At 67.7% G+C, this 13,991-nt stretch carries 11 protein-coding genes and 1 pseudogene; 8 read left to right on the forward strand and 4 right to left on the reverse strand.

Features of this window, described 5'->3' with window-relative positions; genetic code table 11:
- Positions 1-7 precede the first annotated feature (7 nt).
- The 8 genes and pseudogenes from badI to GXN78_RS35690 all read left to right on the forward strand — a co-directional run bounded on the left by badI (position 8) and on the right by GXN78_RS35690 (position 9,318).
- The gene (gene badI, locus GXN78_RS35655) at positions 8-790 is read left to right on the forward strand and encodes a 2-ketocyclohexanecarboxyl-CoA hydrolase (protein WP_106561223.1); all 783 of its coding nucleotides are present in this window, start codon (positions 8-10) and stop codon (positions 788-790) included.
- Positions 791-868: 78 nt separating this feature from the next.
- Positions 869-2,022 (forward strand): annotated as a pseudogene (gene aliB, locus GXN78_RS35660) (cyclohexanecarboxyl-CoA dehydrogenase).
- A 41-nt stretch (positions 2,023-2,063) separates the two neighbouring features.
- Positions 2,064-3,707: a cyclohexanecarboxylate-CoA ligase gene (gene aliA, locus GXN78_RS35665; protein WP_106561221.1), complete on the forward strand. Its 1,644-nt coding sequence runs from the start codon at positions 2,064-2,066 to the stop codon at positions 3,705-3,707.
- Between the two features lie 44 nt (positions 3,708-3,751).
- Positions 3,752-4,744: a tripartite tricarboxylate transporter substrate binding protein gene (locus tag GXN78_RS35670; protein ID WP_106561220.1), complete on the forward strand. Its 993-nt coding sequence runs from the start codon at positions 3,752-3,754 to the stop codon at positions 4,742-4,744.
- Between the two features lie 12 nt (positions 4,745-4,756).
- On the forward strand, positions 4,757-5,533 hold the full coding sequence (locus tag GXN78_RS35675; RefSeq protein ID WP_106561219.1) for an enoyl-CoA hydratase: 777 nt from the start codon (positions 4,757-4,759) through the stop codon (positions 5,531-5,533).
- Positions 5,534-5,557: 24 nt separating this feature from the next.
- Complete coding sequence (locus tag GXN78_RS35680; RefSeq protein ID WP_164256232.1) at positions 5,558-6,319, forward strand: electron transfer flavoprotein subunit beta/FixA family protein; 762 nt, start codon at positions 5,558-5,560, stop codon at positions 6,317-6,319.
- 2 nt (positions 6,320-6,321) lie between these two features.
- Positions 6,322-7,257 (forward strand): FAD-binding protein, encoded by a 936-nt coding sequence (locus GXN78_RS35685; RefSeq protein WP_164256235.1) that lies wholly within the window; start codon positions 6,322-6,324, stop codon positions 7,255-7,257.
- A gap of 45 nt (positions 7,258-7,302) precedes the next feature.
- A complete protein-coding gene (locus GXN78_RS35690; RefSeq protein ID WP_106561213.1) occupies positions 7,303-9,318 on the forward strand; it encodes an acetoacetate--CoA ligase in 2,016 nt (671 codons plus the stop codon).
- Between the two features lie 13 nt (positions 9,319-9,331).
- Here GXN78_RS35690 and GXN78_RS35695 read toward each other — a convergent pair whose 3' ends face one another.
- Genes GXN78_RS35695 through GXN78_RS35710 form a run of 4 tightly spaced genes read right to left on the reverse strand, consistent with a single transcriptional unit; the run spans position 9,332 to position 13,943 of the window.
- The gene (locus GXN78_RS35695) at positions 9,332-10,789 is read right to left on the reverse strand and encodes a CoA transferase (protein ID WP_106561212.1); all 1,458 of its coding nucleotides are present in this window, start codon (positions 10,787-10,789) and stop codon (positions 9,332-9,334) included.
- A 26-nt stretch (positions 10,790-10,815) separates the two neighbouring features.
- Entirely contained in the window at positions 10,816-11,727 is a 912-nt protein-coding gene (locus GXN78_RS35700) for an SMP-30/gluconolactonase/LRE family protein (protein ID WP_106561218.1), read from the reverse strand.
- Positions 11,728-11,758: 31 nt separating this feature from the next.
- Positions 11,759-12,958 carry a CoA transferase gene (locus GXN78_RS35705; RefSeq protein WP_106561211.1) on the reverse strand — a complete coding sequence of 400 codons (1,200 nt, stop codon included), beginning with the start codon at positions 12,956-12,958 and terminating at the stop codon, positions 11,759-11,761.
- Between the two features lie 13 nt (positions 12,959-12,971).
- Complete coding sequence (locus tag GXN78_RS35710; RefSeq protein WP_239143116.1) at positions 12,972-13,943, reverse strand: tripartite tricarboxylate transporter substrate binding protein; 972 nt, start codon at positions 13,941-13,943, stop codon at positions 12,972-12,974.
- Positions 13,944-13,991 lie beyond the last annotated feature (48 nt).

The raw sequence follows: 13,991 nt of genomic DNA on the forward strand, positions 1-13,991 counted from the left end.
GAACACCATGGAATTCGAAGACATCCTTTACGAAGTACGCAACGGCGTGGCCTGGATCACGATCAACCGGCCCGACAAGATGAACTCGTTTCGCGGGCAGACTTGCGACGAGATCATCAAGGCGATGAACCGTGCCGGCTATGACCGCAGCGTCGGCGCCATCGTGCTGGCCGGCGCCGGAGACCGCGCCTTCTGCACGGGCGGCGACCAGTCCGCGCACAACGGCAACTACGACGGCCGCGGCACCATCGGCCTGCCGATGGAAGAGCTGCACGACACGATCCGCAACGTGCCCAAGCCGGTCATCGCCCGCGTGCAGGGCTTCGCCATCGGCGGGGGCAACGTGCTGTGCACCATCTGCGACCTGACCATCGCCTCCGAGAAGGCCATCTTCGGCCAGGTGGGCCCGAAGATGGGATCGGTCGATCCGGGCTATGGCACGGCCTTCCTGGCGCGCGTCGTCGGCGAGAAGAAGGCGCGCGAGATCTGGTATCTCAACCGCCGCTACAGCGGCGCCGAGGCCGTGGCCATGGGCCTGGCCAACGCCGTGGTTCCGCACGAGCAGCTCGACGCCGAGGTGCAGAAGTGGGCCGAGGAAATCTGCGAGCGCAGTCCCACGGCGCTGGCCATCGCCAAGCGCAGCTTCAACGCCGACACCGCGCACCAGAGCGGAATCGCGGGCCTTGGCATGTACGCGCTCAAGCTCTACTACGACACGGAAGAGTCGCGCGAGGGCGTCAATGCCCTCAAGGAAAAGCGCAAGCCCGACTTCCGCCAGTACGCGAAGTAGAGACCCGCCCCACCCATCGATCCCGCACGCACGGCGCCATCGGTATGGCGCCGGGGCTGCGCACCCTGGAGACAAGTCATGAATCCCTATCTCGACGACGACCTGACGGCGCTCGGCGACCATGCGCGCGCCGCTTCGCCACCGAGCGCATCGCCCCCGGCTTCCTGGAACGCGACAAGACCCGCGTGCTCGAGCGTCAGCTGATGCGCGACATGGGCGAGATGGGCTTCATCGCGCCCGAGTTGCCCGAGATGCATGGCGGCCAGGGCATGGGCTGCCTGGCCGCCGGCGTGATCCATGAGGAGATTGCGCGCGCCGACCTCAGCATGTCCTACATCAACCTGCTCGCCTCGCTCAATGGCCAGATCCTCTCGCAGCACGGCAAGCCCGAAGTCGTCCAGCCGTGGCTGCAGAAGCTGACGCGCGGCGAGGCCTTGTTCGCCATCGCGCTGACCGAGCCGCGCGGAGGCTCCGATGCGGCCAACCTGCGCCTGCGCGTGGAGCGCGTCGGCGACGAGTACGTGATCAACGGTGAGAAGACTTCCATCTCCGCCGCCGACCAGGCCGACGCGGCGGTGGTGTTCGGCCGCACCGGCCCGGTCGAGTCGGGCGCCCACGGCGTGACCGCGCTGCTGGTGCCGATGGACCTGCCGGGCGTGACCCGCAACCGCTTCGATTGCCACGGCCAGCGCGCCATCGGCCGCGGCTCGCTGTTCTTCGAGAACGTGCGGGTGCCTGTGAGCCACCGGCTCGGGTCCGAGAACAAGGGGTTCGTTCAGGTGATGCAGGGCTTCGACTTCTCGCGGGCGCTGATCGGGCTGCAGGTCCTGGCGGTGGCTCGCGCCGCGCTCGAGGAGACGTGGGAGTACGTGGCGCAGCGCGAAGCCTTCGGCAAGCCGCTGGCGGCGTTCCAGGGCGTGTCGCATCCGCTGGCCGACTTCGACACGCAGGTAAGCGCCGCGCGCCTGCTGTGCCTGCAGACCTTGTGGCTGAAAGACAAGGGCGCGCCCCACTCCGCCGAAGCCGCGATGTGCAAGTGGTGGGCGCCCAAGCTGGCCTACGACGCCATCCACCAGTGCCTGCTGATGTTCGGCCATGGCGGCTACGACCGCGGCGTGATGGAGCAGCGTCTGCGCGACGTGCTGGGCTTCCAGATCGGCGACGGCACCGCGCAGATCATGAAAACCATCGTGGCGCGCACCCGCGCCGGGCGCGACGCAGTACCGGCCTGAGCCGTTCACCCCCAGCGACAGAAAAACCAGGAGACAAGACCATGGAATTCGATGCCGTACTGCTGCCGCCGCGCCGCGCCCGAATGGTGGCGCAGGGCCTGTGGCATGAGCGCACCATCAACGACGAGCTCGACGCCTGCGTCGCGCATTGTCCCGACAAGCTTGCGCTCACGGCCCTGCAGGTGGAACAGGGCGTCACCACCCGCTTCACCTACCGCGAGATGGCGTCCATGGCCGATCGCATCGCGGTGGGGCTGTCGCGCCTGGGCGTGGGCCGCAACGATGTCGTGGCCTGCCAATTGCCCAACTGGTGGCAATTCACGCTGGTCTATCTGGCCTGCTCCCGCATCGGCGCGGTGATGAACCCGCTGATGCACATCTTCCGCGAGCGCGAGCTTTCCTTCATGCTCAAGCACGGCGAAGCCAAGGTCGCGATCGTGCCGAAGACCTTTCGCGGCTTCGACTTCGAGCGCATGGTGATCGCGCTGCGACCGGCCTTGCCCGACCTGAAGCAGATCGTGGTGGTCGGCGGCGCGGGCCCCGACAGCTTCGAGGCGCTGCTCAGCGGACCTGCCTGGGAGAAGGAATCCGACGCGCACGAGGTCCTCACGCGCAGCCGGCCGGGACCGGACGACGTGACGCAGATGATTTACACCTCCGGCACCACCGGCGAGCCCAAGGGCGTGATGCACTCGGCCAACACCACGATGGCCAACATCATTCCCTACGCGCAGCGCCTGCGCCTGGGCGCCGACGACGTGGTGCTGATGGCCTCGCCCATGGCGCACCAGACCGGCTTCATGTATGGCCTCATGATGCCGATCATGCTCAAGGCCAGTGCGGTGCTGCAGGACATCTGGGAGCCGAAGCAGGCCGTCGAATCGATCCGGGCCGAGCGGGTCAGCTTCACGATGGCCTCCACGCCCTTCCTCACCGACCTCGCCCGGACCGTCACCGAAACGGGCCAGGAGGTGCCGAGCCTGCGTACCTTCCTGTGCGCGGGCGCGCCGATACCGGGCCCGCTGGTGGAGCAGGCGCGCCAGGTCCTGGGCACCAAGATCGTGTCGGCCTGGGGCATGACCGAGAACGGCGCCGTCACGCTGATCCAGCTGGACGACGACGACGTGCGCGCAGCCACCACCGACGGGCTGCCGCTGCCCGGCGTCGAACTCAAGGTGGTCGACGAGAACGACCAGGTGCTGCCCGCCGGGCAGCCCGGGCGGCTGCTCGTGCGCTCGTGCTCGAACTTCGGCGGCTACCTGCGGCGCTCGCACCTCAACGGCACCGACGCCGACGACTGGTTCGATACCGGCGACCTGGCGCGCATGGACGCGCAGGGCTACATCCGCATCACCGGCCGCAGCAAGGACGTGATCATCCGCGGCGGCGAGAACATCCCGGTGGTGGAGATCGAGTCGCTGCTGTACCGGCACCCTGGCATCGCCATGGCCGCCATCGTGGCCTACGCCGACGAGCGCTTGGGCGAGCGGGCCTGCGCGGTGGTGGTCCCCAGGCCCGGTCACAGCGTCGACCTGCCGTCGATCGTGCAGTTCCTGAAGGCGCAGAAGGTGGCGATCCAGTACATCCCGGAACGCCTCGTCGTGCGCGACGCAATGCCTTCCACGCCCTCCGGAAAGATCCAGAAATTCAAGCTGCGCGAACTGCTGCGCGAGACCCTGACCTGACGGCAACACCTCGCACCTTCCCCCACATCCAAGGAGACAAGACCATGTTCGTTCCCATCCCAGCGGCCGCACGGCGCACCCTCGCGCTTGCCGTTCTCGCCATCTTCGGCGTCGCCGGTTCCGCGCAGGCGCAGACGGCCGCCAACTGGCCCGCAAAACCCATCCGCGTGGTCGTCGGCTTCGCGCCTGGCGGCAGCACCGATGTCATGTCGCGCATCCTGTCGCAGACCCTCTCGGAATCGCTGGGCCAACCGGTCATCATCGACAACAAGCCCGGTGCGAGCGGCAATATCGCTGCCTCGGAAGTGGTGCGTGCCGCGCCGGACGGACACACCTTCCTGATCGCGCCCACCTCGGTCGAAACGGCCAACCCGTCGCTGTTCAAGTCGAACATCCTGCCTTCGCGCGACCTGACGCCCGTGGCCAGCGTCGGGCGCACCCAGATGTACCTGGTCGCCAAGCCACAGATGGCAGCCAAGGACGTGCGGGAGTTGGTGGCAATGGCCAAGGCCAAGCCGGGCACGCTGTCCTACGCCTCTGCCGGTTCCGGCACGCCCCCGCACCTCGCCTGCGAACTGTTCAAGCAGGCCACCGCGACCTCCATCACCCACATCCCGTATCGCGGAGCGGCCCCCGCGCTGCAGGATGTGCTGTCGGGTCAGGCCGACTTCGTCTGCGACCCCGGCATCGCCTTCCCGCACATCCGCACCGGCAAGGTCAAGCTGCTGGGCATCGTGAGCACCAAGCGCTCGCCTTTCTTTCCCGACGTCCCGACAGTGGGCGAGCAGGGCTTTCCGGGGGCCAACCTCGACATCTGGTTCGGCCTGTGGGCGCCCAACGGCACGTCCCCCGAGATCGTGGCCCGCATGAACCGCGAACTGGCAAAGGCGTTGGCTCAGCCGGGCGTCAAGTCGCGCTATGCCGACCTCGGTGCCGAGCCGATCGCGATGGACACGGCGGAATTCCGCAAGCTGCTCGTCAACGAGACTGCGCAGCTGTCCGCCCTGATCAAGGAACAGAAGATCAGCGTGGACTGAAGCGGGCCCGTCATGCAAGAACAACCCATCCTGGTGGAGACGCACGGCCGGGTCAGCGTCATCACGCTGAACAGGCCGCAGCAGATGAACGCGCTCGACGATGCGCTGATGGACGCCCTGGGCGCCGCGCTGCTGGCCTGCGATGCCGATGCAGACATCGGCGCCATCGTCATCACCGGCAATGACAAGGCCTTCGCGGCCGGAGCCGACATTGCGGCGATGGCGGAGTGGAGCTACATGGATGTGTACCAGGGCGACTTCATCACGCGCAACTGGGAAACCATCCGGCGCGTGCGCAAGCCGGTGATCGCGGCGGTGGCGGGCTTCGCCATGGGCGGAGGCTGCGAGCTGGCGATGGCGTGCGACATGATCGTTGCCGCCGAATCCGCGCGGTTCGCGTTGCCCGAGATCAAGCTCGCCATGCTGCCGGGCGCCGGCGGTACCCAGCGCCTGCCGCGCGCCATCGGCAAGGCCAAGGCCATGGACATGTGCCTGTCGGGCCGCATGCTGGATGCCGCAGAAGCCGATCGCTACGGACTGGTCTCGCGCGTGGTGGCGAGCGAGCAGCTACGTGAGGAAACGCTCGACCTCGCCGCTCGCATCGCAGCCTTCTCGCTGCCGGCCTTGATGGCGATCAAGGAGTCCGTGAACCGCGCCTGGGAATCCTCGTTGTCCGAGGGCATCGGCTTCGAGCGTCGCCAGCTGCATGCGCGTTTTGCCAGCGAGGACGCGCATGAAGGCATGCATGCCTTTCTGTCCAAGCGCAAGCCGGTGTTCAGGCACCGCTGATTCGTTCAATCCCTGGAGCCATCCATGAAGATACTTGTCCCCGTCAAGCGGGTCGTCGATTACAACGTGAAGGTGCGCGTCAAGAGCGACGGCACCGGAATGGACCTCGCCAACGTCAAGATGAGCATGAACCCCTTCGACGAGATCGCCGTCGAAGAAGCGGTGAGGCTCAAGGAGAAGGGCGTCGTCACCGAGATCATCGCCGTGTCCGGCGGCGATGCGAAGTGCCAGGAGACCCTGCGCACCGCCATGGCCATCGGCGCCGACCGCGGCATCCTGGTCGAGACCACCGAAGAGCTGCAGCCGCTGGCCGTGGCCAAGCTGCTCAAGGCGCTGGTGGACAAGGAACAGCCCGGTTTGGTGATCCTGGGCAAGCAGGCCATCGACGACGATGCCAACCAGACCGGCCAGATGCTGGCTGCTCTCGCGGATCTCCCGCAAGCCACCTTCGCCAGCAAGGTCGAAGTGTCGGGCACAGACGCAGAAGGAAGGGTGCAAGTCACCCGCGAAGTCGACGGCGGCCTGGAAACCATCTCGCTTTCGCTGCCCGCGGTCATCACCACCGACCTGCGCCTGAACGAGCCGCGCTACGTGACCTTGCCCAACATCATGAAGGCCAAGAAGAAGCAGCTCGACACCCTCAAGCCCGAGGACCTGGGCGTGGACGTCAAGCCGCGCCTGAAGACCCTGAAGGTCAGCGAGCCCCCGAAGCGCGGTGCCGGCATCAAGGTGCCCGATGTCGCCACCCTGGTGGACAAGCTGAAGAACGAAGCGAAGGTGATCTGACCATGACCGTACTTGTTATTGCCGAACACGACCACGCCACCGTCAAGCCGGCGACCCTGAACACCGTGACCGCGGGCCTGGCCTGCCAGAGCGGCGATGTGCATGTGCTGGTGGCCGGTGCCAATGCGGCGGAAGCCGCGGCCGCTGCGGCCAAGATCGCCGGCGTGGCCAAGGTGATTGCCGCCGACAGCCCGAGCCTCGCCGAGAACCTGGCCGAAAACGTCGCCGCCCAGGTGCTTTCCATCGCCAAGAACTACAGCCACATCCTGTTCCCGGCCACGGCCAACGGCAAGAACGTCGCCCCGCGCGTCGCCGCCAAGCTCGATGTCGCCCAGATCAGCGACATCACCAAGGTCGACAGCCCCGACACCTTCGAGCGCCCGATCTACGCGGGCAATGCCATTGCCATCGTGCAGAGCAGCGATGCGATCAAGGTGGTCACGGTGCGCACCACCGGCTTCGACGCGGCGGCGGCCACCGGCGGCAGCGCCACGGTCGAGAACGCCGAGGGCGTGGCCGACAGCGGCAAGTCCAGCTTCGTCGGAAGAGAGGTCACCAAGAGCGAACGCCCCGAACTCACGGCCGCCAAGATCATCGTCTCGGGCGGCCGAGCGCTCGGCAGCGCCGAGAAGTTCCAGGAGATGATGGCCCCGCTGGCCGACAAGCTCAACGCCGGCCTGGGCGCCAGCCGCGCCGCGGTCGATGCGGGCTACGCCCCCAACGACTGGCAGGTGGGCCAGACCGGCAAGATCGTCGCGCCGCAGTTGTACATCGCCTGCGGCATCTCGGGCGCGATCCAGCATCTGGCCGGTATGAAGGATTCGAAGGTGATCGTGGCGATCAACAAGGACCCGGAAGCGCCGATCTTCTCGGTGGCCGACTACGGCCTGGAAGCCGATCTGTTCACGGCCGTGCCGGAGCTGGTCAAGACGCTCTGAGCAAGCAAAGCTCCCCAACTGAATCCACACCCACAGGGACCCGTCATGCAAAACGCCTCGTCTTCCCCTTCGCCCGAAATCCTCTGGACGCCCGGCCCGGAGCAGCTGCAGTCGAGCCGGCTGGTTCACTACCAGCGCTGGCTCGAGCGCGAACGAGGCGTCGAGACCCGGGACTACGCCGAGCTGTGGCGCTGGTCCGTCGATGATCTCTCGCGGTTCTGGCAATCGATCTGGAGCTACTTCGACATCCAGGCCGACGGTGACCGCGAGCCGGCGCTCGGACGGCGCGAAATGCCCGGCGCGGAATGGTTCCCCAAGGCCCGGCTGAACTTCGCCGAGCATGTGTTCCGCCATGCGAGGCCCGATCAGCCCGCGGTCATCGCGCGCGGCGAGGACGGCCCCGTGCAGCACATTTCGTGGGCGGAACTGGAGCGCTCGACGGCCGCACTCGCGGCCGCGCTGCGGGGATGGGGCGTGCGGCCCGGCGACCGGGTCGCGAGCTACATGCCGAACCGCCCGGAGACCCTGATCGCCTTCCTGGCGTGCGCGAGCATCGGCGCCGTCTGGTCGAGTTGCGCGACGGACATGGGCGCATCCGTGGTGCTGGATCGCCTGCGCCAGATCGAGCCCAAGGTGCTGTTCGCCGTCGACAGCTACAGCTACAGCGGCAAGCGGTACGACCGGCTCGACGTGGTCAACGAGCTGCTGAGCGGCCTGCCCACTGTCGAGCACGTCGTACAGGTGGCCGGACCGCTCGCCGGCGAGCGCGCTGTCGATTGGCGCCACCACTCGCACTGGGCATCGGCCGTTCTCGGCGATGCCGCTCCCCGCTACGAGCGTGTGCCCTTCGCGCATCCGCTCTGGATCTTGTACTCGTCGGGCACCACGGGCCTGCCGAAAGCCATGGTGCACAGTCAGGGCGGCATCCTGCTCACCCACCTCAAGGAAATGGGACTGCAGAACGACCTGCGCCCCGGCGACCGCCTGCTTTTCCTGGGCAGCACGGGGTGGGCCGTGTGGAACCTGCTGGTGGGCGCGCTGGTCACCGGAGCGTCGATCGTTCTCTACGACGGACATCCGTCCTGGCCCGACGGCGATGCGCTTTGGCGCTTCATGGACGAGCACGAGGTCGCCGTTTTCGGTTGCGGCGCCGCATTCCTGATCAGTTGCAAGAAGGACGCGCTGAGGCCGAGGGACTACGCGCCCCTCGCGAAGCTGCGCACCATCCTGTCGACGGGATCGCCGCTGCCGATGGACGCGTTCGAGTGGGTCTATGCCAACGTGAAGCCCGATGTCTGGCTCGCCTCGATCAGCGGGGGCACCGATGTCGCCTCGTGCTTCGTCGGCTGTGCGCCGACGCTCCCGGTGCGCGCGGGAGAGATCCAGTGCGCGGAGCTGGGCGTGGCCGCCTATGCCTTCGACGATGCGGGCAACTGCGTGATCGACGAGGTGGGCGAACTGGTGATCACGCAGCCCATGCCTTCGATGCCGGTGGCGTTCTGGAACGATCCGGATGGGCAGCGCTACCGCGAGGCCTACTTCGAGATGTTCCCGGGCGTCTGGCGCCAAGGCGACTGGATACGGTTCACGCCTTGCGGCAGCTCGGTGATCTACGGTCGATCGGACAGCACGATCAACCGCTTCGGCATCCGCATCGGCACTGCCGAGATCTATCGTGTCGTCGAGGAACTGCCCGAAGTGCGCGACAGCCTGGTCATCGATCTGGAGTACCTGGGCCGGCCATCGTTCATGCCCCTGTTCGTGGTGCTGCAGCCGGGGACCGGGCTGGACGCGGAACTCGTCGACCGGATCAAGCAGCAGATTCGCAGCAAGGCCTCGGGCCGCCATGTTCCCGACGCGATCGTCCAGGTCGGCGAAATTCCGCGCACGCTGAGCGGGAAGAAGATGGAGGTCCCCGTGCGCAAGCTCCTGCTGGGCGCGGAACCGGGCAAGGTCGCCAGCCCCGACGCGATGCAAAACCCCTCCAGCCTGGCGTTTTTCGTGCAGTACGCCCGGACGCGCAACCTCGGTCTCAATCAGGCGACACCAGAGAGCCGGTGAGCGCCCTTCCTCTTCAGCGCTCCAGCCACACCGGCTCGTCCCCCCCCAGCCGGGGCGTCGGCCGCGCCCAGTACGATGGCGTCTCCGACAAGCCGAGCACAGGGCCCAGGGTCTTCAGCTCCCCGTAGCAGGTCGACGACGCCACCATCATCGGCGCCGCTTCCTCGGCACCCAGCTTGCCGGCGGCGCCCTCGAAATCGTCGACCAGGCCTTGCCGCTGAATGAACATGGCCGACTGGCACAGCGAGATCTGCACGTGGTAGCTGCCGCCTTCGCGCGCGCGGCGTGCCAGGGCCAGCATGGCGCCGAAGCCGCCGAGGTAGCCGGTGGTGTAGTCGCACATCGGTGCGAACACCAGCTTGGGCCGGCCCGCGCCCGTCAGTTCGCCGTTGGTGTGGCAAATGCCGGTGACGGCCTGGGCCACCTGCTCCCACCCGGCCCGCGACGCGAACGGACCGCCGGAGCCGAAGCAGTTGATCGACACGTAGACCAGGTTCGGGTTCAGGCGCCTCAGGTCCTCGGGGCCGAAGCCATGCGCCGCGAGGCGGTCGGGGCGATAGCCGTCGATGAACACGTCCGCGCCGCGAACGAGATCGGCCAGCTTCGCGGCGCCCGGCGGCTGCGTGATGTCGAGAAAGCAGCTTCGCTTGCCGTGGCTGGTATCGCGCACGTGCTCCGGCGTCTGCGGCAAGCCATCTGCCGTGACCATCAGCACGTCCGCACCGTGCTCGGCCAGCGTGCGGCCCGCGATGGGGCCGGCCAGGATGCGGGTGAGATCGAGCACGCGCACCCCGGAAAGCGGCCGGTCGCCCTCATGAAAGGGCTGCGGCTCGCCCTCGGCGACCTTGCGGATCTCGATCACCGGGCGTTCCGCCAGGTAGCGGCCCTGCGGATGCGCGAGCCACTCCTCGGGGGTGCGCACCTTCCCGCCGCATGCGTCGGCATCCGCAATGGCCTGCTCGAGCGCATCGGCGTTCCAGCGCGAGACCGCCTCGCTCACCGACGCGGGCGTGCTTTCGCACGCGAGCACGCCGAGCACGCGCCGCGCCAGGTGCATCAGGTTGAAGTGCGGCAGCACCCAGCGCCCGTCGGCGGTCTGCCAGGGCTGCGTCACCGTCAGCATGTGCGCCATGGCATTCGGGATCGGCACGTGCTCGTACCGGCCTTCGCCGTTGCGCGCCTGGGTGTAGTCGACCGTTCGCAGCGTTGCCGCGGCCTTCGGCACGTCGATATGCGTCGACTGCCTGCGGCCGGTCCGCAGCTCCCAGATGTCGCTGGCGGCGACGCCCACGCCCGCGAGCACGGCGGCCACCGTTTCTCCGACCCGGTAGGGCGTGGGGTAGAAGGGATCGTGTCCCACGATGGCGACTTCGGACGGGTCGGGATCTCCCCTTCCCCGCACGGCCATCAACTCGGCGAATGCACTGTTCTTGCCCTGTCCGGGCGCGATGTCAGCTGGGTTGTTGTTCATGGTTTCCTCGTGAAGTCTTCGCCTTGTCAGGCGTGCGAAAACAGCGGCGCACCCGGCGCCGGCAGTTCGGCCTGAAGCACCGATCCCGTCTGCGACTCGGTCATCACCAGCGTCGACGTCCCGGGCCGGAATGCGGCGTTGGTCACGGTCGACCCGTTCGGGCTTCGAACGAAATGAGTGACCTCGCCACGGGCATCGAGCACGAAGGCGCCGCCCAGGCTGGCGTGCGCGACGACCAGGCGGTTGTCCTGGTCCACGCAAAGCCCGTCCGGCCCGCTGGTGCCGAAAAAGGTGCGGAAAGCGCCGACCTTGGAGACCGACCCGTCGGCAAGCAAGGGGGCACGCCAGATGGCATTGCCGCGCGTGACCGCCACGAACAGCACCTTCTGCTCCACATCCAGCGCCACGCCGTTCGGGCTCGGCGCATTGCCGATCAGAAGGTCGAGTTGCCCGGAGGATCGAAGACGATAGACGCGCCCGGTCGGATCGTGCAGGCCGGTCTGCCCCTGGTCCGTGAAGTAGAGGTCGCCGTTGCGGTCGAAGACCAGGTCATTCAGGCCCTTGAAGCTCTCCGAGTTCCGGTGTCCCAGGATCGTGTCGACAGCCCCCGAGGCCGGGTCCACGCGCAGCAGGCCCCGTCGATAGTCCGCCACCCACAGCGTGCCGTCCCGGTGGACGGCGATGCCGTTGGGCCAGCCTCCGGTCTCCGCCACCGCTTGCCATGAAAGCTCCGGCGTGACGCGGAAGATCCGCCCATGCGGGATGTCCGTCAGATAGAGGTTGCCTTGCCGGTCGAAGCACGGCCCCTCGATGAAGCAGTCGACCACATGCCCCGGCTTGTTGGCCTGCGCCCATTCGCTGGGCACCTTCCGCCGAAGCCCGGCGGGCACCTGGGTGAGCACCTGCGCGTCGATGACGTGCGGCGCGGAAAAGCTCATGTTCCACATCTGCGTACTCCAGGCTCGAGCTTCAGACGGCCCGGCAGGCATTCAGGGACTCGATGTCCTCGCCGCTGTAGCCGAGCTCCGCAAGAATCTCCTGCGTATGCTGGCCGAGGGTCGGCGGCGGCGCATCCACGCTCGGTGCCTTTCCGTCGAGCTTGAAGCCGGTGCGCACGACGCGGATGTCGCGGCCCACGCCCGGTGCGTTCTCGAAAGTCACGACCATGCCCCGCTGCGCGATCTGCGGATGGTCCAGTGCCTGGGCCACGCCGTACACCGGGCCGGCCGGCACGCCCGCCTGGTTCAGCAGCTGCCACCATGCCTGCGTCGATCCTGCGGCCATGGCTTCTTCGAGCGCGGCCTTGAGCTCGAAGCGGTGCTGCAGGCGGCCCTGGCGTTCATGGAAGCGTGCGTCGTCGATCAGGTCCGCGCGGCCGACCACGCGGCACAGGGCCTCGAACTGCTCCTGCTTGTTGGCCGCGATGTTCAGCAATCCGTCGCCGGTCCGGAACGTGCCGGAGGGGCTGGCCGTGATGTTCTCGTTGCCCATGGGCCTGGGCTCGCGGCCCCCGATCAGGTGGTTCGATACCGCCCAGCCCATCGTGGCCATGGTCGCCTCCAGCATCGAGACGTCGATGAAGGTGCCGCCCTCGCGCCGGCGATCCGCCAGCGCCGCCGCGACGGCAAACGCCGCGGTGATCCCGCCGATGGTGTCGGCCACCGGGTAGCCGACGCGGCAGGGCGCGCTCTCCGGCGTGCCGGTGATGCTCATCACGCCCGACATGCCCTGGATGATCTGGTCATAGGCCGGCAGGTCGCGCAGCGGCCCGTCCTGTCCGAAGCCGGAGATGGCGCAGTAGATGAGCCTGGGGTTCTCGAGCAGCAGATCCTCGTAGCCGAGGCCGAGGCGCTTCATCACGCCGGGGCGGAAGTTTTCCACCAGCACGTCGGCCGTGCGCACCAGCCTGCGGAGGATCTCCTTGCCGGCGGCGTGCTTCAAGTCGACCGCGATCGACCGCTTGCCGGCGTTCTGTGCGAGGAAGGACACGCCCATGAGGCGCTTGTTGAGCTCCGCATCGGCACCGAGCTGCCGCGCCAGGTCGCCCTCCTTGAGCGACTCGACCTTGACGACATCCGCACCCATGTGGGCGAGCTGGTGGCAGGCGAAGGGGCCTGCGAGCACGTTGGTCAGGTCGAGGACCCGGATGCCCTGAAGTGGTTTGGACATGCGCTGGCTCGAATCAGTCGGCCTTGATGCCGGCCTGCTTGATGACCTCGCTCCAGCGCGCGATCTCGCGGTTGACCAGCTGCGTCGCCTCGGCCGGCGAGTTGCCGACCGCGGTCAGCCCCATCTCGTCGATCTTCTTTCTGGCTTCGGGCAGCGACAGGGAGGCTACGATCTCCTTGTTGAGCCGGTCGATCACGGGCTGTGGCGTTCCGGCGGGTGCGCCGAAGCCGATCCAGAAGTCCATGTCCATCTTCGGGATGCCGGCCTCCTTGGCCGACGGGACCTCCGGCAAGGTCGCATTGCGCCTGTCGCCGGTCACCATCAGCGCGCGCAGCTTGCCGCTGCGGATGTGCGGCAGCGCCGTGGGAATGGAGGTGATCAGCGCCTGCACCTGGTTGCCCATGAGGTCGGTCAGCACGGCGCCGGCGCCCTTGTACGGAACGTGGACGATGGACGTCCCGGTGATGCTCTTGAACAGCTCGCCTGCCAGGTGGGTGTTGGTGCCGTTGCCGCCCGAGCCGTAGTTGAGCTTGCCCGGCTGTGCCTTGGCGAGCGCGATGAATTCCTGCACGGTCTTCGCGGGCACCTGCGGGTTGACCACCAGCACATGCGGCACCTTGACGGCCGTGGTGATCTGCGTGAAGGCCTTCTTCGGATCGAAGGGCAGGTTGGGTATCAGGCCGGCCGCGATCGCGTAGGAGAGCTCGACGGTCACCAGGGTATTGCCGTCGGGCGCAGCGCGGGCCACCGCACCCCAGCCGACCAAGCCGCCGCCGCCCGTGCGGTTGTCGACGATGACCGGTGCGCCCAGCCCGGGCGCCGCGAACTGGGCGATGGCGCGCGACACGAGGTCCGTGCTGCCGCCCGCGGAGAACGGCACGACGATGGTGATCGGCTTGCCCTCTGCGAGGACGATGCCGCTGAACATGGAGGCGGCAGCGGCGAGCGCGAGCGCGAGCGCGCGGCGGGTGGAACTGAAACGCATGGTGGGTGTCTCCTGGGACGCCGAAGCGGATGGGATGTTGGGAAAGAC

It is taken from the genome of Variovorax sp. WS11 (assembly GCF_010499245.1).
Lineage (GTDB): Bacteria > Pseudomonadota > Gammaproteobacteria > Burkholderiales > Burkholderiaceae_C > Variovorax.